Here is a 20627-nt window from a genome sequence, read left to right as displayed (position 1 = left end):
CCTTGTGGTCCTTATTGAACGATCTGGTTGGCTTTGGTCCGGGCCGCATCCAGGCCCCGCTGCTTGAGGGGGCGCCACCACGCCTCGTTGGCCAGATACCAGGCGATGGTCTGGTCGATGCCCGTCTCGAAGGTGTACGAGGGCACCCAGCCCAGCTCGCGCTCGATTTTGGATGCATCGATCGCGTAGCGCTTGTCGTGGCCGGGGCGGTCCTGGACGTAGCGGATCAGGCTTTCGGGCTTGCCCAGCCGCTCGAGAATCTCGCGGGTGATCGCCATGTTGGTCTTCTCGTTGTGGCCGCCGATGTTGTAGACCTGGCCGGGCGTCCCCGCGTGCAGGACGCGGTCGAGCGCGCGGCAGTGGTCCTCGACGTGCAGCCAGTCGCGCACGTTGAGGCCGTCCCCGTACACCGGCACCGGCTGGTCGTCCATCAGGTTCGTGATGAAGAGCGGGATGAGCTTCTCGGGGAAGTGGTACGGGCCGTAGTTGTTGGAGCAGTGGGTGATGAGGACCGGGAAGCCGAAGGTCTCGTGGTAGGCGCGCGCGAGCAGGTCCGAGCCTGCCTTGGAGGCCGAATAGGGGCTGTTGGGGGCGTAAGGCGTCTCTTCGGTGAAGAGGCCGGTGGGCCCCAGGCTGCCGTAGACCTCGTCGGTGCTGACGTGCAGGAAGCGCTCGACATGATGGCGCTTGGCGGCATCCAGGAGGACCTGGGTGCCCAGCACATTGGTGCGCACGAAGGCGGCCGGCTCGGTGATCGAGCGGTCCACGTGGGACTCGGCGGCCAGGTGCATGACCGCATCCACCCCCTGCATGACCTCGTCCACGAGGGCCGCGTCGCAGATGTCGCCGTGGACGAAGGTGTAGCGCGGGTCGGCGCTGACGTCCGCGAGGCTTTCGAGGCAGCCCGCGTAGGTCAGCGCGTCCAGGTTGACGATGGAATAGGTCGGGTGCGCGGTCAGCAGGTGGCGGACCAGGTTGCTTCCGATGAAGCCAGCGCCGCCGGTGAGGAGGATCTTCATGCGAGGTCTCTTCCTTCCCTTAGACGATGCTGAACTGGCTGTTGTCGCCGACCATCAGGCGATAGGCCTTGGGCTTGAGCTCGCCGCGGGTGACCTCGACGTTCTTGCCGAGCAGGGAGTCGACGATCCGGCCGTTGATGTCGAGGATCGAGCTGCCCGAGAGGATGATGGAGTGCTCGATCTCGGCGTTGGTGATGGTCACGTTCTCGTCGATGGAGGTGTAGGGGCCCACGAAGGTGTTGGTGAGCCTGCAGCCTTCGCCGATGATGGCGGGCCCGCGCACCACGCAGTTCTCGAGGCGGGCGCCTGGGGCGATCACGACACGGCCCTGGATCTGGCAGTTGCCTACCAGCTCGCCCTGCACGTCGGACTTGAGGTCGTCGAGCATGATGCGGTTGGCCTCGAGCATGTCCAGCAGCTTGCCCGTGTCCTTCCACCAGCCCGAGATCACGTGGGGCAGCACCTGCATGTCGTGGTCGATCAGGTACTGGATGGCGTCGGTGATCTCGAGCTCGCCGCGGGCCGAGGGCTGGATGGCGTTGACCGCCGGGAAGATCTTGGGCGAGAAGAGGTAGACGCCCACGAGCGCGAGGTCGGTCTTGGGAACCTTGGGCTTCTCTTCGAGGCTGATCACCGCCCCGTGCTCGTTGAGCACGGCCACGCCGAACTGGTTGGGGTTGGGCACCTTGGCGAGCAGGATCTGGGCGTCGGGCCGCTTGGTCTTGAACTCGTCGACGAAGCTCGTGATGCCGCCGCGGATGAGGTTGTCGCCCAGGTACATGACGAAAGGCTCGCCCGCCATGAACTCCTCGGAGATCTTGACGGCGTGCGCGAGGCCCAGGGGGGCTTCCTGGGGGATGTAGGTGATCTTGACGCCCCAGCGGGAGCCGTCGCCCACCGCCGCACGGACCTCGGCTCCGGTCTCACCGATGATGATCCCGATGTCCTCGATCTTGGCCGCTTTCATGGCCTCGATGGCGTAGAAGAGAATGGGTTTGTTGGCCACCGGCACCAGTTGCTTGGCCGCCGTGTGGGTGATAGGGCGCAGGCGCGTGCCCTTGCCGCCGCTCAAGATCAAACCTTTCATTCGACTTCCCTCTGTTGATCGGCTTGGGGAGCCGCCCGGTGTGACGGGAACGGATGACTCACCTTACCCGGAATCCCGAATTTAGCGCCGTTCAAGGGTTTCAGGCCGGTTGGCCGGAACGATGGCACTCAGTTCAACCTTGCGGATGGGGGTGCGGTCGAGAAAGCGGTACTTGAGCAACACCCACATGGCCTCGAAGGCGTCCTTGAGGCCGATATGCTTGCCTTCCTCGTAGGTGCGACCATTGTAGCTGATGGGGACCTCGAAAATACGGTACCCAGCCTTGGCGATCTTGACGGTAATTTCTGGCTCGAAGCCGAAGCGGTTGGATTCGAGCGGCATGCTCTGGATCACCTCGCGTCGGAAGAGCTTGTAGCAGGTCTCCATGTCCGTGAGGTTGATGTTCGTGAGCATGTTGGAGACCATGGTCAGGCACTTGTTACCCACCGAGTGCCAGTAGTAGAGCACCCGGTGAGGGCCGCCCGCGAAGCGCGAGCCGTAGACCACGTCGGCCTTGTTCTCGAGGATGGGCTGCATGAGGACGGGGTACTCGGCCGGGTCGTACTCGAGGTCCGCGTCCTGCACGATGACCGCATCACCGGTCGCGTGGCGGAAGCCCTCGCGTAGGGCCGCGCCCTTGCCCATGTTCTGGGGCTGGAAGACGATGACGTAACCAGGCTTGCCCCGCAGCGTGTCGAGGAAATCGCGCGAGCCGTCTTTGGATCCGTCGTCGACCAGGATGATTTCCTTGGCGATGGGGACCGCTTCGACCCGTCGTAGGATCTCGGCGAGCGTTCTCATTTCGTTGTAGACGGGGATAACGACGGAAAGGCGCATGGGGTTCCTCTTTGAGCTGGCAAACTCGTCTTATTATAAGGTATCCCCTTCATCATGGGTATGCCGTCCCGATTTGCGCCTTGTCGAGAGATCGGGCCGCACGCTAGACTGGAGCATGATCGAATCAAGCGAGCGCTCGATAATTTCGAAGAGCCCCTTGTTGGCCAAGATTGCCCGCTTCATCGCGTCGGGGGGCACTTCGGCCGTCTTCAATCTCGCGCTCTTGCACGTCTTGATCGGCTGGTGCGGCTTGCGCGGGGGATGGCGAGAGGACGCGGCCTACTTGGTCGCGCTGGAGCTGAGCATCCTCTTCCAGTTCGCCCTGTGCCGCTTCTGGGTCTGGAAGGGGGCCGAACGCGAGGGGGCGATCTGGCCGCAATTGATCCGCTTCCACGGGGCCGCCTTCGTCACATCGTTAGGACGGCTGGTGCTTTTCACCGTGCTGCGTCGGGCGGGGATGCACTACCTGTTCAACGCTTCGCTCGGGATCGCCCTGGGGGCAGTGGTCAATTACTTCCTGTACGAGAAGCTGGTCTTCCGGACCCGCCCCATCAAGCCTTAAGCCCCTTCGTCCCTTTCGTCGAACCCCAGGACCTCCTGGGTGAGGTAGAGGGGACGGCCTCTGACCTCTTCGTAGATACGGCCGATGTACTCGCCGATGATGCCGATGGTGATGAGCTGCACCCCCCCGAGGAAGAGCAGCACCGCCATGAGCGAGGCCCAGCCGACGATGGTCGCATGGGCGAAGACGCGCAGGTAGATCACGTAAAGGATGCCGAGGAAGCTGACGCCCGAGACCAGGAAGCCCAGGTAGGTGGCGAGCTGGAGGGGGAGGAACGAGAAGCTGGTGATGCCGTCGAAGGCGAACTTCAGCATCTTCTTGAGGGGGTACTTGGTCTCCCCGGCGAAGCGCTCCTCGCGGACGAACTCGACCCCGACCTGCCTGAAGCCAATCCAGGCGACGAGCCCCCGCACGAAACGATTCTTCTCGCGCACGCGCTTGAGGCTCTCGACGGCCCGGCGGTTCATGAGGCGGAAATCGCCGGTGTCGATCGGGATCTCCACGTTGGTGATGCGCGCGATGAGCCGGTAGAAGCCTGCCGCCGTGACGCGCTTGAACAAGCTCTCGCCCTGGCGCTTGGCCCGCACGGCGTAGACGACGTCGAAGCCCTCGCGCCACTTCTCGACCAGGCGGGGGATCACCTCGGGCGGATCCTGCAGGTCGGCGTCGATGATGACGACGGCATCGCCGCGGGCGTGGTCGAGACCGGCCGTGATGGCGATCTGGTGGCCGAAGTTCCGGGAAAGGTCGATCAAGCGCGAACGGGGGTCGCTGCTCACGACCCCCTTCAGCAGCTGCCGCGAGCCATCGCGGCTTCCATCGTTGACGAACACCAGCTCGTAATCGTCCGGCATGCCCTGCATCACGGCCGTGAGCCGGCGGTGCAGCTCGAGGATGATCGCTTCCTCGTTGTAGATGGGAACGACGATCGAAATGAGCACGGCGAAGGCCTTTCTGGGCTTAGCGCGCTTGTTCGGCCCCGGTCAGCTCAGGCTTGATCACGCGCTGCTCGGTGCGCCGCTGCAGCATGGCCTGGCTCGCTTGCTTGCCGAGGGCGAGCGCGTAGTTCATGCCGCGATCTTCGGGATAGATGTGGTTCATGTTGGCCAAGAACAGCCCCTCCGCGGACGTCACCATCGGGGGCATCTGCTCGCGGTAGTTGCACGGGATGACGGGCTGGGCGTAGGCGTCGCGGAAGAGCCAGGACTCCTTCACCCACTCCGGCGAGAAGGCGGGGTTGAACTTCGGGAGTTCTGCGTAGAAGCGCTGGAGCACGCTCTCGTCGCTCTCCTGGAAGAACGGGTCTTCGGACGAGACGTAGCGCGAGAGGTAGACGACGTGATAGCCGCCGTAGCGCTCCTTCGGGATGAGGTTCGTGTGCTCGATCAGCCCGCCGAAGGGAACCTGATAGTCGTTGACGTTGATCCAGTAGAAGTCGGTGAGGCGCCGATCCAGCTTCAGGACCGCGACCATGGCGCCCTGGAACTTCATGGCCTCCAGGCGTCGCTGTTCATCGGCGTCGAGGGCCTGGCCCACGAGCGCGCGCATGGGCTTGGGCGGGAGCGTGACGAGCACTTGATCGAAGCCGGTCTCGCGGCGCTCGCCGACCTGGAGGGTCCACTGGCCCTGCTCCCGCTCCAGCTTGCGCACGTCGGCGTTGAGGTGGATGGCTACCCCACGGGCGCGGCACGCCTCGGCGAGCGCCTCGTGGAACTTCTGGAAGCTGCCGCGCATGTAGCCGAGCAGCTCCTTTTCCTTCCCCTTCTCACGCGACGAGCCGCGCAGGGCGATCTTGCCCCACATCCAGACGGCCGCCACCTCCGGGGTGAAGGCCTCGAACTTCTTGCGCAGCAGGGGCTCCCAGATCTTCTGGTAGCCGGCTTTTCCGAAGACGCGGGGCAACCACTCGGCCGCGGTTTCCTGCTCGAGGGGTTCGTACCGCTTGAGCTGGCGTGCGTAGAGGGTCGCGAGCCCGAAGCGGATGCGCTCGAACAGGCTGATGTGCGGGAAGGTGAGCAGGTCCTTGGGGCCCATGAAGGGCAGCGTGCGGCCCTCGATGAAGGTGCCCATCCGGCTGGGGAGCCATTCGAGCGCATCCTCGACGCCCAGCTCCCGCGCGTAGTCGCGCAGGGTGCTGTCGTGGGTGAAGATGTGGTGGTAGTAGCGCTCGAGGGGCTCGCCTTCGAGCGAGAAGCCGCGCGCAAGACCCCCGACCTCGGGGGCCTTCTCGAAAAGGACCACCTCGTGTTCGGAGCCGGCAAGCTGATAGGCGGCAGACAGGCCGGTCAGCCCCGCTCCGATGATCGCGATCTTCACCCGATGCTTCCTTTCTGTGTCGTCAGGCCCCGCAGGGAAACCGGCTGGCGCACCAGGCAAGCCAGGCCCACCAGGGTGATGGGAACGAACTGGATCACGTGCAACACCAGCGCAAAGCCCATCGCGGGCGCTTCCAGGATCTGGAAGAGGGAGAGGCTCTTCACGCAGAAGAACTCGAAGGTCCCGACGTAGCCCGGCGAGGAGGGGATCATGGTCCCGAGGTTGATGATGACGAGGGCGAAGGTCGCCCCCAGCATGGGCAGCGTCAGGCCGCAGGCATGCGCGGTGATGGCGAGGGCGGCGGCTTCGAGGCCCCAGATGACCAGGGACCATGCGGCCACCTGGAGCAGGGCGCGGGCGTCTTGGAGGACGTCCAGGCCCGAGACGAAGCTCCCGAGAAGGCCTTCGACCTTGTCAGCAATCTTCTGGGGGAGCGGACGCAGGCACCAGCGAACGAGCGAGAGGGTCGTCTCGCGGAAGAAGACCAGGCCGATCATCAGGAGGGTCACGCCGACGAACGCGCTTCCGGCGAAGATGCCGACCTGCTGGACCCAGGCGGGAAGCGGCACCAGCAGCGAGACCACCCCGAGGAAGAGCAGCAGCGTCAAGCCGTCGAAAATCCGCTCCAGCAGGATCGTCGAGAAAGAGGCGGTCTTGCTGATGTTCTCGTTCTTGCCGAGCAGATAGGCCCGGACGAATTCGCCGGCCCGCATGGGGAGGGTATTGTTCGCCAGGTAGCTGATGGCCAGGGCCGGGAACACCGCCGCGGGGCGCAGCGGCTTCAGCGGCGAGAGCATCGCGCTCCAGCGGAGGCTGCGAATCCAGAACGAGGACAGGTGCACCAGGATCGCGGGCACCAAGAGCCACAGGTTCACGAGGCTCAAGGAGTGCCCGATGGCGCCGAGATCCAGCCCGCGCAGGGTCAGATACAGGAAGAGGGCGCTGATGGCAAGGCTAACGAGAAGTTTCAAGGTGGTTCGTCTCTGTGGGGGCGATTCGATCGGCCAGCTCGAAGTTGACCAGATCCTTGGTGAAGTAGAGGGGGCGCTGCTTGACCTCATCGTAGATGCGGCCGATGTATTCCCCGATGATGCCCAGGGTGATGAGCTGGACGCCGCCCAGCAGCAGCGTGCAGACCATCAAGGAGGCCCAGCCGGGCAGGGGCAGGGACGTGAAGAGCTTCAGGCCCACCACCGCGAAGATGCCGAGGAACGCCAGCAGCGAGGCGAAGAAGCCCAGGTAGGTGGCGAGCTGGAGAGGCAGGAACGAGAAGCTGGTGATGCCGTCGAAGGCGAACTTCAGCATCTTCTTGAGGGGGTACTTGGTCTCCCCGGCGAAGCGCTCCTCGCGGACGAACTCGACCCCGATCTGCTTGAAGCCGATCCAGCTGACGAGGCCGCGGATGAAGCGGTGACGCTCGCGAACCTGCTTGAGGGCATCGACCGCCCGGCGGCTCATGAGGCGGAAGTCGCCCGTGTCGACCGGGATATCGACCGACGTGATCCGATGCAGGATGCGATAGAAACCCGCAGCGGTGACGCGCTTGAAGAACGTGTCGCCGTGACGCTTGGCGCGTACGGCGTAGACGACGTCGTAGCCCTCGCGCCACCTTTCGACCAGCCGGGGAATCACCTCGGGCGGGTCCTGCAGGTCGGCGTCGATGATCACGATGGCCTCGCCCGAGGCGTGGTCCATGCCGGCGGTGATGGCGACCTGATGGCCGAAGTTCCGGGAGAAATCGACGATCTTGAGGCGCTGGTCCTTGGCTGCCAGCTCCTGCATCTTCTGCAGGGAGGTGTCACGGCTACCGTCGTTGACGAGCACGAGCTCATAAGGCTCGGCCATGCCCTCCATGACGACCGTCATGCGCCGGTACAACTCGGCGATAATTTCCTCTTCGTTGAAGATGGGGATAATGACCGATACAACCGGGCGCAGGGTGGCTTGAACGCTCATCTTGAATCTATCTGTCCTAAAGCTTGAGGGCAAGGGATGGCAGCATCATAGCACAGCCAGGGCTACAACGTCGCTCGAACGCGGAACAAGGCCTGTGTGAGGCCGCCCTGGTCGGTCGCGATCAGCTTTTCAAACCCCTTTTCAGGCGTGAAGGCTGACAGGTAGGCGTCCCCCTGCGGCACGATGACGAAATACAGGGTGACCTTGTTGGCCACCAGGTTGCGATGAAAGGCGGTGACGTCGGTCGACACCAGGTTCTGGTCGTCGATGAGCTCATGCTGGAACTTGGAGCCGTACAGGCCGTAGTTGGCCACCGTGGCCGGTGAAACGACACGACGCTCGTTGAAGACACGGGTAGGTGGCTGGGCGTCCAGGACGTCGAAGATTGCGCCGGGGGTCTGGCTTATCGAGCCGATGTAAGCGTTCCGGGAGTAACCCGGCACATGGCGATCGCTGAGATAGCCCCAGGCGAGCACGCCGTTTCCGAGCAAGGCCAGTGTCATGAGCGCAGATACCAAGACGCTTGCCGGCCGAGCAAGGCCGCTCACCGCGTAAGCAGCAAGCACACCGACGAGCGCTATCACCTGCATCATGTAGCGCGGCTCATGGTGCGTGAGCTTCCACCAGAACACGAGCGTCCCCAGCGTGAAGAACGAGACGGCCGTCACGAGCGCACGTTGCGGGATGGTTTGAGCGCGGAGCCCCTTGAGCATCCCGAGCAGCGCGGCGGGCAGCAGGGTCGCCCACAGCCAACCGTATCCGCTTTCGATGTTGAACTTTTCGGTCCAAGGGTAGGTCCACCATTCCGACCGATGCGTGACGTAGGCCCACTCCTGCGCCGCGCCGAACAGCGTGGAATCAAGCCCGGGGAAGAGCACCACCCCGAACACCTTGAGCTGGAAGGGAAGGACCGGCGAGCCGTACAGGTACCAGTTCTGACCGAACCAGAAGGCTGAAGGCAGCAAGGTCATCAGCGTAAAGAGCGCGAGTTGACCGATCGACTTGCGCGGTGAGCGCCAGGTGTGTGCGAGCAGGCATCCCAGCGCGATCGCCCCGATCAACACGGCATAGATGAAGCTCGTCGACTTCGAGCCGACCGACAGCCCGAGGGAAAGGCCGGCCATCGCGACCATGCCCCACCCCGCCGGGCGCTCGAGGAGGAAGAGCAGGCTCCCCATCAGCAACGTTGCCACGAACAGGTCCGAGTAGGGAATCACGCTTTGGCTCAGGGTCAGCGGCGCGGTGGTCACGACGGCGAAGGCCGCCAAGGCCGGTACGCGATCGGCGCCCAGGCGTCGTGACAGCCGATAGGCAATCAAGCCACCCAGTAAGCTGAAGGGGAACTGGGCCAGCGTGAACAGGAACTCTCGGTGAGGCACCGCGAGGAGCGACAGGTACAGGCTCCAGTTGCCCGGGTAGGCGTGGCAAGTGGCGAAGCCGAGCGCGTTTTCGAGATGGCGCAAGGTATAGTCCGCTGGCGGATAGTATTCCGTCAGCGTCTGCGTTTGCATGATCTTGAGGGCGCGAGGCAGATGGTAGTGCTGATTGTCCCAGCCGAAGGGCGGGTGCGTCAGCCCGTAGCTCACCGCCCCAATCAGGATTGCAGCCGTCAAGACGAGGATGCCCCAGCCCCAGAACCCCAGCTCACCGAGCGCGAGCTTGGGCAAGGTCCATTCGATCCGGCGCTGCCTGAAGGCCGTCAGATCGATCGCCAAAAACAGTCCCAGGATCACGGCAGTCCAACCCAGCGTCACCGTGGGTTGGTGAGAGATGAGCGAGACGAGGCCGAGCGCTTGCATCACGCAAAGCGGTAAGGCGAGCCAGAGGAAGGCCAGACTGATCAGCTTGGTGACGAAAGGTGCCCGGAGGGCTCCTGACCAGCGATAGGCCAAGGCGCCAGCCACCCCGAGGCTCAGAAACCATTGAATCATCGTGAGGTCTACCTGTCGCCGATGAGGCGCTTGATGGCTATCTTGACCGAATGCGCGCTGGGGGTGCCTTTGTGGCCGATGCCGTAGCAGGCAAGCGAAAGGGCCATCGACAGGACGATTGTCCCCTGCCAGAGGAGGTTGGACCAGCGTCGGTTTTGCGGGAGATCAGCGGGAGGCTTTTCGTGATCCTTGAGCATGAGGTCTCGACAGTGAAGAGGAAGCGGTCAGTCGCTTCATTCTTAATGCCTAGACGCGTGAAGTCAAGTAAAGGCTCACGCTGGAGCACGCTCGATAGGCGCTATTCAAGTCATCGTGTGCTAAAATTCGACCATCGGATGGCAAGTAGCCGTTTCGTCTTTGTTTCAGTCGCAGTACCTCTGAAGGAGTAGTGATGCCAGGGCTTATAGCAGGGCTCGGGTGGCTGTTGTTCAGCTACGTCGTGGGTTGGATCGCGTTGCCCCTTAGTCGCCGAGCTTTCCCGAACCACCCTGCGCTGGCCTGGGGCCTTTCCAAGACCATCGGTCTGCTCCTCGTAGGGTGGGTTGTCTGGCTTGCTGCTGTTGTTGGCCATGTGCCGTTCGAGCGGCCTCTCGTTCTCGTGACCACCCTTGCCCTGGCCTTGGCGGCGACCGGCTGGACGCTGTGGCGCGATCGCATTGGGCTTGAGCAGCTTGGTCAGGCCCTGGCCTTACGGCAAGAGCGCTGGTTCTTGGCGGCGTTTGTCGGCTACTTGTTCATCCGGGGGTTCAACCCCGACATCCTCTGGGGTGAAAAGCTCTCGGACGCCATGTTCCTGAGCGCCCTGCTGCATGACTCCCAGGTACCGCCTCGGGATCTCTGGCTGGCCGGCGAAACCGTCAACTACTACTATTTCGGCTACTTCCTCGTGGCGATGATCGCCAAGGCTTTGGGCACGCCCCTGGGACTGGCCTTCAATCTGGCGCTCGCTCTGTTGTTCGCCCTGAGCACCAGCGGCATGGCCGCCATTTTGCTGGCCTGGCTACGTCCCGCTGAAGGGGATCTGAAGCTCAAGTGGATTGCCGCAGGCCTCGGCTTCCAGTTTTTCTTGGGCAACTTGGCGGGCGGTGTCCGCTTGATCGAGAATGCGCGCGAGGTGTTGGCCGGCCCTTGGGAACGCATCGGCATGGGCGCGACGCGTGTGCTGACGTTCAACAACATCCCGAGTCCGGGCAGCACGATCAGCGAATTTCCGAGTTTTACGTTCCTGTTCGCCGATCTCCATCCTCACCTCATCGCGATCCCCTTCAGCTTCCTCTACCTGGCGGGTGCCTTCAATTTGCTGGTGGGACGGGTCACCTGGATCTTCTGGGCCTTGATGGCCCTGACGGTGGGCTCCTTTGCCGCCATGAACTCGTGGGAAGTGCCCATCGCCGCCTTCGTCTTGTTCACCGCTGCTTGCCTCGGTGCCGCTGGGTCGTCGGCCCCCATCAAACGGGCTTGTCTCCGGGGGGCGCTGGTGTTCGGGGCGTGCGCGGCGGGTTTGGCTGCTTTTTTCCCGTTCTTTCAGCACTTCGTGGCGCCCCATGGCGCCAAGGGGATCCAGCTGATCCTCGATTCGCGGATCACGCTCGGAAGTTGGCTGCAACATTTCGGCCTCTTTGTTTTCCTCGCCGGCACCTGGCTGATCCTGCGTGTGCGCGCCAACAAGGCTCGCCTGACGCTGTTTGGCCTGCCTGGGTGGGCGAGTGGGGGGCTCATGCTGCTCCTCCCGGCCCTCATCGCCATCGTCCTGCGCTCGCCATTGCTGGGGCTGCTCTCGTTGGGGCTGGTGACCCTGGGGGGTCTTTTGTGGGTCGAGAAAAGCCCGCAGATTCGCTTTGGCTTGCTGAGCCTCGCCCTGGCGTTGGCGATCGCCGTCGGCGCTGACCTCTTCTCGATTCACGACCATGGGAACACCATCTTTAAGCTCTACATGCCGGTCTGGACCCTGCTGTCGCTTGGCTCCGTCTTGGCGCTCAAGGAGGTGCTGCGCTGGTTTGCAGACAGGCCGCGGGCCCCTCGCAGGGTCTGGAAGGCGTCCTTTGGAACGCTCGTGGCGTTGGCGCTGACCTTTCCTCTTATCGCCGCAGGAGCCTGGAATGGGGCCTATAGTCGGTGGCGTGGCGTGGATGGCCAGGCCTTCCTGGAGACGCGTAGCCCTGAGGAACAGCAGGTCCTGGCTTGGTTAAGCAAGCAACCTCCGGGTGATTTGCTGGAACTGCACGGTCCTTCTTGGTCCGAGGCCAATCGTTTGTCTGTCTTTTCGGGCCGCCCGACGTGGCTCGGGTGGGTCTCGCACGAGTTGCTTTGGCACGAAGGTGGCCCCAAGGCCACGAACGTCGAAGGTCGGCGAGATGCGCTGAGCGCTGCGCTCGAGCAGGGGGATGCGAAGGCTTTTGAACGGGCGCTTACGCAGAGCGATGCGCGTTACATCCTCGTCGGGGGACCGCAGCAGTTGAGCTACGTCCGTGACGCCATGACGCAAATGCCGCGCCATCGCCTGTCCACGGGCTTCAAGGGCAACTGGATCACGGTCTTGGTGGCCGAAAAGCTTTAAGAAGTCAGCCGGTTCGGGGTTACGAGGGGCGCGCCCCGCCGTGGGCGCGGAAGCCATCTCGAATGCCGGAGAGGATCGCCAGCAGGTTTTGGGCGGGCTGCTTTGACTTGAGCAAGCTGCGAACAAACTTGCGCGGCATTCGAACGAGCCAGAAGAACAGGCAGGCCGTCAGCCACTCAAGCCCCCGCAGGTGCTCGAAGATATAGAACAGCCCGTTTCTCACGTCGTAATAGTCGAGAGCGGGGGCCTTCTCACGCTGGCTGTTGGTGCTGGCCCCGACTGCATGCCAGGCGTGGGCCGTCGGGACGTAGTAGATGGCGTAGCCCGCGGCCAGGACCCGCGTGCAATACTCGACATCCTCGAAATAAAGGAAATATCGCTCGTTGAGCCCCCCGATACGGTGGTAGAGCGCGGATTGAAGGAGCAGGCAGCACCCGGTGGCGAAGCTGACCGGGCGCACCGCCTGATCGGTCGGAGTCGTCTCGTGCTTGGCGGTGCCGGTCCAGCGTGACAAGCGCCCACCCGCGTACCAGGGTTTTTGCGGCTCATCCTGATGGTAGATGCAGGGGGTCACCATCCCGGCGTCCGGCCGCTCGATCATCGCCTCAACCAGGCAAGACACCGCGTCTTGCGCGAGCGTCGCGTCGTTGTTGAGCAGCAGCAGCAGATCCGCACCACGTTCCATGGCATACTCACACCCCCGGTTCATCCCGCCGGCGAAGCCGAGATTGGTCGGGAGTTCGAGGAGGGAGACGTCCGGGTGAGCCGCCCGGATCAGGGCCGCGGAATCGTCGCCGGAGCCGTTGTCGACCACCAGCACGCTCAGGTGCGGATAGTCCTGGGCGAAAGCGCTGGTGAGGCAGCGGATCGTATCCGCGGCGCCCCGCCAGTTGAGGATGATGATCCAGAGCGACGGCTGAGACGGCATTAGCGTCCGAGCGCCGCCGGTGTCGTCGGCATGCCGAGCGCCTCTTGAATCGTGTCGATACGCTGCCGCCAGGAATTCAGGGCGATGAATCGATCGATCGCCGCGAGGTCCACCGGCGCGTCCAGGGCTGCCTGGACCGCTTCGACGAAGGCTTCATGCGAGTCGGCCAGGTGGACGTGAGGCAGGCCATGCAGTTCGCGCATATTCGTCGAGACGACGGGCTTGCCCATGGCCAGGTATTCGAACACCTTCAACGGACTGACGGCCTGGGTCAGCGGCGACAGCTTGAAGGGGATGAGGGTGACATCCGCATGGGCCAGGTAGGCAGGCAGGTCCTGCTGGCGCTTCAAGCCCAGGAGCGACATGTTCGGCGGCAGCGGATAGGGGCACCGGCCCTGATGATCCCCGATGAGCACCACGCTCGTATGGGGATAGGCCTCGGCGACCAGGCGCATGGCCTCCCAATCGAACCATTCGCCCCAGAGGGCGCCGATGTAGAGGAGAGTCTTCGGCGCCGCGGGCAGGTCCGATGGCCGCGCGTGCGTCGCCTGTCGTGAGAACAGGTTGAGGTTGACGGCGTTCTGGACCAAGGCGACGCTTCGATTGCTCGTCTGTGCCAGGTAGTCTCGCAGGTCGCCTGCCGAGGCGATCAAGGCGTCTGCATCTCGGATGATGCGCTCTTCGGCCTCGCGCAGGTACCAGGATCCGCCGAGCATGGTGCGCCAATCGTCGATCAAGTCGTAGACGACCCGCCCGCCCATCCCCTGAACCTGCTCGAGGGTCGGCAGAAAGTCGGGGTGAGGCATCTCGAGAATGGCGACCAGCTTACGATCGCCGAGGCCCTGCGGGAAGTAGCGCGTCAAGTCGAAATGCTCGAAATCGCAAGTTTCGAGCCAAGGGTGCACGATCTTCTGGTTGAGCTCGGTATCCTCGTACTTGGGCAGCATGCTGACGAAGATGACGCGCTCGCCCCGGGTCAGGAGCTCCAGCGCGATCTGGGTGGGGCGCTGACCGCCGCCGCTGTCGTCGATGGGCACGCCGGCCAGAATCACGTAGGTGTCCCTGGCGTCGGTTTCGCGCCGGTCCAGGGCCTGCATCACGCTTTCGACCCGGCTGGTCCAGGTGTTGGCGCGCCCCTCCGCGTCCAGCAGGCTCAAGTACGCGGGGTCTTGCCGCTTGTTCAGGGCCTCTTCGAGCTTTGCCACGAACGCTTTGGGCGTTTCGCCGATCAGGACGCTCTGGTAGTGGAAAGCTTCGTCCATGGCCGTCGTCACGATGGGCTTACGGCCGGCCATATACTCGAACAGCTTGACCGGCGAGGTGGCGCGGGTGATGGCGTTGATCTTGAAAGGGATCATCGCCACGTCGAACCGCTGCAGGTAGGCAGGCAGCTCCTCGTAGGACTTCAGGCCGAGGTAGTGGACATTGTCCCGGGTGGTCAGCCGGCTGATCGAGCCGTCGTAGTCGGGACCGATCAACACGAACTGCGCCTCGGGCATGGCCTCGGCGGCAAAGCGGATCAGCTCATAGTCGAACCATTCGGCCATCGCGCCGTAGTAACCGAAGACGGGCCCCTGCTTGGCGAGAATCCGGCGCAGGTCCTGGGGGACGGGCGATGCCTCGCGAGGCGCGAAGTGCGCCGGGTCGACGCCGTTCGGGACCAGGACGGCGTCCGAGCGAACTTCCCGCACTTCATCAAACAGGCGCCGAGCCGTCGTGAGCACCAGGTGCGCGCGCTGCAACATCTCTCGGTGGGCGAGCACCTTGTCTTCCGTGACGTCGCCGCCGGCGGTCACCTCGAGGGCGTCGAGGTAGTCATAGACGATGACGGGCGCCTGGAAGCGGTCGAGATGGTCGCTGAAGTGCGTGTTGCTCTGGAGTAGCATCGGGCGCTCGAGACCGTACAGGAGGCTCAAGTCCGAACAGAGGTAGAGGTTGGGCTCGATCTCCTTGAAGCCGTTGACGCGGTCCACGCGGGTCTGCGGCGTCACGAAGAAGCACAGATCGCCCCGGCGTGCGAAGTGCCGGGCCAACTGATGGGGACGTTGCACCATCCAGCCCCAGTCGACGGTGGGGAACATGACCACCGTCCGGCGACCCTGAGCGGCTGCGAGGATGCGCTGCAGGTGGCGCTGCTGGGCCCGACGGACGGGAGAGAGGCGCGAAAGCTCCTTGCGGGTGCGTCTCAAGACTTTGACGGCGAGGCCTTGGGGGCCTTCGGTGCGGAGGACCTTGGCGACTTGGACCTTGAGGGCCCGGTAACGATCGATCAGGGAATGCTTGCGGCTCACGGGCTCACCTCAATGCGCTCGACCGGCGCGGGGCTCTCCGGCTGGGGGGCTAGCGCCGCCAGGATGCTGAGGGCTCGCTTTTCCCAGGTGTTTTCTTGCATCTCTTTCGCCAGCAGTTCCAGGTAGCGCGGGTCCTTGCCCTTGATGAGCGCTTCACGCAGTTTGGCGACGAACGCATCGGGGGTTTCACCGATGAAGACGCTCTTGTAGTAGTAGGCCTCGTTGAGAGCGGTCGTGACGATGGGCTTTCCGCCTGCCATGTACTCGAACAACTTCACGGGCGAGGTGGCCTTGGTGATCGCGTTGATCCGGAAGGGAATGATGGCCACGTCGAAGTGGTGGAGGTAGTGCTTCAGCTCGTGGTACTGCTTGAGGCCCAGGTAGTGGATGTTCGGGCGATCGGCCAGCTCGCTGATCGTCCCGTCGTAATCGGGGCCGAGCAGGACGAACTGGGCCTCGGGCATCGCCTGGGCCGCGAACTCGAGGAGCTCGTAGTCGAACCACTTGGCCATAGCGCCGTAGTAGCCGATGATGGGACGCCCGCTCGTGCGGATTTCCCGCATGTCCTCGGGGATAGGAGCCGAGGGCTCCACGCTGAAGTCCGCCGGCTGAACGCCGTTGGGCACCAGGGTGACGTCCGGGCGAAGGGGCTTGGTCTCTTCGAGCAGTTTCCGGGCGGTGGCCACGACCACATCCGCCCGCTGCAGCAAGCTGTGGTGCGCCCGAATCTTCTCGGTGGACACCTCGCCGTCGGTCGAAACCTCCAGGGCATCCAGGTAATCGTAGATCACCTGCGGATTCTTCATGCGATCGATGTGGTGGGTCTGCGCCGTCCAGCTAATCAAGTAGAGCGGGCGCTCGATTTCGTAGAGGAGGCTGATGTCCGAGCAGAGGTAAAGGTTGTCCTGGACCTTCTTGAAGCCCTCGAACGAATCCCCCCGCGACATGGGCGAGACGAAGAAGCACAGGTAGCCTTGCTTCGCGAACTGGCTCATGAGGTGATGCGGCCGCTGGAACATCCACCCCCAGTCCACCGTCGGGGGATAGATGACGACGCCCTTGTGAGGGGTGGTGGTCAGAATTTGCTGCAGCTCCTGCTTGAACCGGAGGGGCAGGAGCGTGCGGCGGTAGACGGCTTTTGCGGCCTTGGCGCCGAGGGCGCGAACACCGGAGACGAGCCCGTAGGAGGCCCACAGCTTGATCACCTTGGTGCCCAGAATCCACAAGCGATCGCGCCGCGACTCGGGCGGCATCAAGCGATTGCGGAGGCGCCGCCAGCGGGTGAACATGAGCCAGAAGATGCTCGATTTGAGCAGGTCCAGCTCCATGGTCTGGTAATTGTACTGGGCGTCTTTCTTCTCCAGCTCCGCGCGAAGCTCCGCCAGCTCCGTCTGAAGGTCCCTGGGGGACGAGCCGGATTGGGCCTCGCCGGTCAACAGGCGGATGGTCTGGAGCATGTGCGCCGAGAAGGGGCCAGGGATCTCGCGCTGGGCGAGCTCGTTCACGCCGGACATGAGCGCGCCGCGCACTTCGCTGGCGCCGGGGACGATCACGCCCGCCCAAAGCTGGGCTTCGTCGTCCTTGAGGGAGGCTTCGCCCGGAGTTCGGATCAGCCCGTAGCTGCAACCCATGCGACGAGCGGCAATAAAGGCGCCATAGCCTACTACGTCGGCGGGAAAGAAGACGCGCGCGATCGCATGCTTCGCGATCAAGGTCTCGATCTCGCTCACCTGGTTCATCAGGGTCGTGTTCTGAAGGTCGCTCAGCGGGAGCTGGGCGACGCCGTCGGGTGTCCCGGCGAGCGCGTCCAGCGGCGCGGCACAAAAGACGTCGTGGCGTTCTGCAAGAAGCTCTGTCAGTGTCGCGCCGGCGAATGCGGCGGTGTCAGGCCCTGAGAAAACGACTAATACCTTCATTTCGACTCCTGGATAGGTTGCGTCATGGCGGCGTGGGATTGAGCGAGGTTCGACAGGATCGTGCGACTCAGGTGGCCCCAAGAGCGCTGTTCCAGGCGAACGTCGAGATCCGCCGGTCGAGAGAAGTCCCCCGGATCTTCCAAGGCCTTCTTCAGTTCCGCGAGAAACTCGTGCCGGGAAGCAGCGAGATTCAGCGCATCCGAGAAAGGAGCCAGGGAAGGCAGGTAGGTACTGACGACGCGGCGCCCTGCTGCCAGGTATTCGTATATCTTAACCGGATCTACCGCTTCTGTGAGGCGGTTCTGCACGAACGGCAAGGTCCAGACAGGAATGTGCGCCAGGTAGGGCAGCAGGTCCTCGTAGGATTTCAGACCGGTCAGGAGGACATTGGGCGAATTCGCGAGGGCGCTTGTATCGGTGAAGACGGGCCCGATCATCAAGAAGTTGACGTCAGGATGGGCGGCAGCAGCCTGCGCGACGAGCTCCAGATCGACCCAATCCCCGATGGCGCCGAAGAAGCCGACCCAAGCTCCCGGGCGCTGCGCGAGTTCGGCAGGCAGCGCGAAGGCTTCGGTGCGGACTTTGCGGAAATGCTCCAGCTCGACCCCGTTCCCGACCAGGATGCAGCGCGCGTTGAACGCGCGCATGCGATCGACGAGCGCTTGGCTTGTCGCGACGACCAGGTCGGCCGCCGAAGCAAGCCGGGCTTCCGCTTCTTCGACCGCCCTGCGGGTGTCTTCGTGTGGCCAGAACTGGCTGTAGTCGTCCACGCACTCATAGACGCAGAGGCGGTGCGGGATGCTCCGACGGAGGCCTTCTTGAGAGGGGTGCGTCAACCAGAGGACATCGGTTTGCGCCGCCTTGCGCCCCAGGGCCGAGCGGGTGAGAAGATTGGAGAACTTCCAGTTGATAGGAACGAAGGAGTGGTGGGCGCGGTAGAAGGGGATCTGCGGAATCCCGAACAGCGCAACTTCCCGCTCTTGCTCCTTCGAGTAGGGGAGGAAGAGATGGAAAGGGGACTTCTCCTTCAGGATGCGCTTATGGGAGCGCGGGAAAAACACCGAGACCGCGTAAGACTCGGACAGCCCGTGGGCGATGTGGTGAAAACGTTGGCGTGTTTCCCACCAGTCCACAGGGCTGCAGAAGACGAGTTTCAACGGCTCGCGTGCAACCATCACTTATCCGATCAGGGCTTCGGTCGTGCTCCAACTGCCGTCGAGCCGCACCCCGCTCTCCAGACGATGAGCGAGGACGAAGAAGGATGCTTGCTGCAGAGGCGCGTAGACGTCTTGCTCTTCGTAGCCCAGTTCGAAGCGATAGCTGCCCGGCGCCAAGTTCAGGGCCGCGAAGGAAAAGCGCAGGGCGCCTTCGGAGGCTTGGAGGGATTGCGCGTGGCTCACCGCCAGCTCCTGACCCGTCGCGTCGTGGACTTTGACGAGCAGGCGAGGAGAGTCGAGCTTCTCGATGCAGCGGTAGGTGAACGAGACTTCCAGCGGCTCCCCGATGGTAAAGGTCGCTTCGTCAGCCGCGTCCTGCTGTGCGAAGCGGAAGTCGCTGATGAGGATGGGGTGATGCTTGGGGGCGCTGACGGGGGAATCGTCCGGGGCCGCGGCGTGCGCGGGCCGCACCCCGATCAGGTCCTGGTAGTAACGGTCGATCACCTCGCCGGCGGGACCGACCTCCATGAACTTCCCTTTCGAGATCCAGGCCACGCGATCGCAGAATCGCTTGAGCGAGCCGAGATCGTGGGAGACGATCAGGATGGTCTTCCCTTCGTTCTTGAAGCGCTCGATCTGCTTGAAGCACTTGTCCTGGAAGGCGCTATCGCCGACGGCGAGCACCTCGTCCACCACCAGGATGTCCGGGTTGACCTTGACCGCGATCGAGAAGGCCAGCCGCATGTACATGCCGGAAGAGTAGGTCTTGACGGGCTGATCGATGAACGGAGCGATCTCGGCGAATTCGACGATCTCGTCGAATTGCTCGCTGATCTCTCGCCTGGAAATGCCCAGGATCGAGGCGTTGAGGTAGATGTTCTCGCGACCGGTGAAGTCGGGATGGAAGCCGGCGCCGAGTTCGAGAAGGGCAGAGATCTTGCCGTTGACCGTTACCTTGCCTTTGTTCGGCTTGGAGATCCCCGTGATGAGCTTCAGCAGCGTGCTCTTGCCCGAGCCGTTGCTGCCGACCACGCCGAAGGTTTCCCCGCGGCGCACCGTGAAGCCGACGTCTCGTAGGGCCCAAAAGGGCTCCTGCTTGGGGGCGCCGCCTTTGGTCAGCGACAGCAGCGTTTCTTTGAAGGTACGAGCTCGCGTCTGGTGCCAGATGAACTTCTTCCAAACCCCTTCGATTTCAATTGCGTTCATGTCTAGATCGCCTCAGCAAACTCAAACTTGGTGAGTGAGAAGAGAATCAAACCGGATGCGACCAGGACCAGGCCCAAGAGCAGGGGGAAGGCGAAAGAATGCAGGCTCGGGAGCGTCCCATGGATGAAGATCTGGTGGTAGGAGTGGATGATCGCCGCCATCGGGTTGAGGTCATAAAACAGCCGGAACTTTTCCGGGACCATGTCCGGGGAGTAGAGAATGGGCGAGCCATACATCCAGACGAGGATGATGACCCCGATCAGCTGCTCGATATCGCGGAAGAAGACGTTCAGGACCGCCAGGAACATGGCGACCCCGAGCGTGAAGAGGAACTGCACGGCGATCACCAGCGGGACGGCAAGCAGCGCCCACGTCAAGGGAACGTGGTGAAAGGCGATGAACAGCAGGAGGATAGGGATGGTAAGCAGGAAGTTGATCAGGTTGGTCGTGACGGCGACGACGGGGAGCAGCTCCGTCGGCAGGTAAACCTTCTTCACCAGGCTCGAGTTGAAGATGATCGAGCCGGCCCCGTTCGACAGGGCGGTGCTGAACCAGGTCCAGGGCAGCAAGCCTGCAAACAGGTACAAGCTGTAGTTCTCGATCTTGATCCGCATGACGATGGAGAAAATGACGGAATACACGACCATCATCAGCAGCGGGTTGAGCAGCGACCACAGAAAGCCCAGATAGGACCCCTTGTAGCGAGACTGTAGCTCCCGTGAGACGAGATTGAAGAAGAGCTCGCGATACTGAAACATCTCTTTCAGGCTGGAAGAGACGATCGAGAAGGGGTTCATTCCGTTTGTTTCCCTTGAAGCATCAAGCGATGCGAGCCCGGCGTGAGGGTGAGCCGTCAACGTGGCG

The 20627-nt window shown here is 63.2% G+C and carries 17 protein-coding genes; 2 read left to right on the top strand and 15 right to left on the bottom strand.

The annotated features are described in order from the left end of the window. Positions 1–11: 11 nt before the first annotated feature. From rfbB to J7643_15815, 3 genes are all read right to left on the bottom strand, one after another. Complete coding sequence (gene rfbB / locus J7643_15825) at positions 12–1019, bottom strand: dTDP-glucose 4,6-dehydratase (protein ID MBO9542055.1); 1008 nt, start codon at positions 1017–1019, stop codon at positions 12–14. 19 nt (positions 1020–1038) lie between these two features. Beyond that, positions 1039–2106 carry a glucose-1-phosphate thymidylyltransferase gene (locus J7643_15820; protein ID MBO9542054.1) on the bottom strand — a complete coding sequence of 356 codons (1068 nt, stop codon included), beginning with the start codon at positions 2104–2106 and terminating at the stop codon, positions 1039–1041. Positions 2107–2187: 81 nt separating this feature from the next. Next, complete coding sequence (locus J7643_15815; protein MBO9542053.1) at positions 2188–2943, bottom strand: glycosyltransferase family 2 protein; 756 nt, start codon at positions 2941–2943, stop codon at positions 2188–2190. Positions 2944–3103: 160 nt separating this feature from the next. Here J7643_15815 and J7643_15810 point away from each other — a divergent pair, with 160 nt between their 5' ends. Then, positions 3104–3505 (top strand): GtrA family protein, encoded by a 402-nt coding sequence (locus J7643_15810; protein MBO9542052.1) that lies wholly within the window; start codon positions 3104–3106, stop codon positions 3503–3505. Here the strand turns inward: J7643_15810 and J7643_15805 are convergent. The 6 genes from J7643_15805 to J7643_15780 all read right to left on the bottom strand — a co-directional run bounded on the left by J7643_15805 (position 3502) and on the right by J7643_15780 (position 9905). Further along, on the bottom strand, positions 3502–4446 hold the full coding sequence (locus tag J7643_15805) for a glycosyltransferase family 2 protein (GenBank protein MBO9542051.1): 945 nt from the start codon (positions 4444–4446) through the stop codon (positions 3502–3504). The two genes, J7643_15810 and J7643_15805, sit on opposite strands and share 4 nt — an antisense overlap. 19 nt (positions 4447–4465) lie before the next feature. After that, entirely contained in the window at positions 4466–5821 is a 1356-nt protein-coding gene (locus tag J7643_15800) for an NAD(P)/FAD-dependent oxidoreductase (GenBank protein ID MBO9542050.1), read from the bottom strand. Continuing rightward, entirely contained in the window at positions 5818–6792 is a 975-nt protein-coding gene (locus J7643_15795) for a flippase-like domain-containing protein (GenBank protein ID MBO9542049.1), read from the bottom strand. The genes J7643_15800 and J7643_15795 overlap by 4 nt, the downstream gene beginning before the upstream one ends. Then, positions 6776–7759, bottom strand: coding sequence for a glycosyltransferase family 2 protein (locus J7643_15790; protein ID MBO9542048.1), 984 nt, complete (start codon positions 7757–7759; stop codon positions 6776–6778). Before J7643_15790 ends, J7643_15795 begins: the two co-directional genes overlap by 17 nt. A gap of 80 nt (positions 7760–7839) precedes the next feature. Then, a complete protein-coding gene (locus J7643_15785; GenBank protein MBO9542047.1) occupies positions 7840–9708 on the bottom strand; it encodes a hypothetical protein in 1869 nt (622 codons plus the stop codon). 8 nt (positions 9709–9716) lie between these two features. Next, entirely contained in the window at positions 9717–9905 is a 189-nt protein-coding gene (locus tag J7643_15780) for a hypothetical protein (GenBank protein ID MBO9542046.1), read from the bottom strand. A 227-nt stretch (positions 9906–10132) separates the two neighbouring features. Here J7643_15780 and J7643_15775 point away from each other — a divergent pair, with 227 nt between their 5' ends. Then, the gene (locus J7643_15775) at positions 10133–12265 is read left to right on the top strand and encodes a hypothetical protein (GenBank protein ID MBO9542045.1); all 2133 of its coding nucleotides are present in this window, start codon (positions 10133–10135) and stop codon (positions 12263–12265) included. 19 nt (positions 12266–12284) lie between these two features. Here J7643_15775 and J7643_15770 read toward each other — a convergent pair whose 3' ends face one another. From J7643_15770 to J7643_15745, 6 genes are read right to left on the bottom strand one after another with little or no spacing between them, the layout of a single operon-like run. Further along, on the bottom strand, positions 12285–13193 hold the full coding sequence (locus J7643_15770; GenBank protein MBO9542044.1) for a glycosyltransferase family 2 protein: 909 nt from the start codon (positions 13191–13193) through the stop codon (positions 12285–12287). Continuing rightward, complete coding sequence (locus tag J7643_15765) at positions 13193–15484, bottom strand: glycosyltransferase (GenBank protein MBO9542043.1); 2292 nt, start codon at positions 15482–15484, stop codon at positions 13193–13195. The genes J7643_15770 and J7643_15765 overlap by 1 nt, the downstream gene beginning before the upstream one ends. Then, positions 15481–17400: a glycosyltransferase gene (locus J7643_15760; GenBank protein ID MBO9542042.1), complete on the bottom strand. Its 1920-nt coding sequence runs from the start codon at positions 17398–17400 to the stop codon at positions 15481–15483. The genes J7643_15765 and J7643_15760 overlap by 4 nt, the downstream gene beginning before the upstream one ends. After that, positions 17397–18575, bottom strand: a complete 1179-nt coding sequence (locus tag J7643_15755) for a hypothetical protein (protein MBO9542041.1) — start codon at positions 18573–18575, stop codon at positions 17397–17399. The genes J7643_15760 and J7643_15755 overlap by 4 nt, the downstream gene beginning before the upstream one ends. Positions 18576–18578: 3 nt before the next feature. Continuing rightward, a complete protein-coding gene (locus tag J7643_15750; GenBank protein ID MBO9542040.1) occupies positions 18579–19763 on the bottom strand; it encodes an ATP-binding cassette domain-containing protein in 1185 nt (394 codons plus the stop codon). Positions 19764–19765: 2 nt separating this feature from the next. Further along, complete coding sequence (locus J7643_15745; protein ID MBO9542039.1) at positions 19766–20560, bottom strand: ABC transporter permease; 795 nt, start codon at positions 20558–20560, stop codon at positions 19766–19768. Positions 20561–20627 lie beyond the last annotated feature (67 nt).

Source organism: bacterium (assembly GCA_017744355.1).
GTDB lineage: Bacteria > Cyanobacteriota > Sericytochromatia > S15B-MN24 > UBA4093 > JAGIBK01.
The sequence above is the reverse complement of the archived record's forward strand: the minus strand, read 5'-3'. Positions and strand labels throughout refer to the sequence as shown.

Coding starts and splice junctions, on each gene's coding strand:
- J7643_15770 (MBO9542044.1), bottom strand. CDS start 13,193: ATGCCGTCTCAGCCGTCGCTCTGGATCATCATCCTCAACTGGCGGGGC.
- rfbB (MBO9542055.1), bottom strand. CDS start 1,019: ATGAAGATCCTCCTCACCGGCGGCGCTGGCTTCATCGGAAGCAACCTG.
- J7643_15815 (MBO9542053.1), bottom strand. CDS start 2,943: ATGCGCCTTTCCGTCGTTATCCCCGTCTACAACGAAATGAGAACGCTC.
- J7643_15745 (MBO9542039.1), bottom strand. CDS start 20,560: ATGAACCCCTTCTCGATCGTCTCTTCCAGCCTGAAAGAGATGTTTCAG.
- J7643_15760 (MBO9542042.1), bottom strand. CDS start 17,400: ATGAAGGTATTAGTCGTTTTCTCAGGGCCTGACACCGCCGCATTCGCC.
- J7643_15755 (MBO9542041.1), bottom strand. CDS start 18,575: ATGGTTGCACGCGAGCCGTTGAAACTCGTCTTCTGCAGCCCTGTGGAC.
- J7643_15820 (MBO9542054.1), bottom strand. CDS start 2,106: ATGAAAGGTTTGATCTTGAGCGGCGGCAAGGGCACGCGCCTGCGCCCT.
- J7643_15750 (MBO9542040.1), bottom strand. CDS start 19,763: ATGAACGCAATTGAAATCGAAGGGGTTTGGAAGAAGTTCATCTGGCAC.
- J7643_15785 (MBO9542047.1), bottom strand. CDS start 9,708: ATGATTCAATGGTTTCTGAGCCTCGGGGTGGCTGGCGCCTTGGCCTAT.
- J7643_15780 (MBO9542046.1), bottom strand. CDS start 9,905: ATGCTCAAGGATCACGAAAAGCCTCCCGCTGATCTCCCGCAAAACCGA.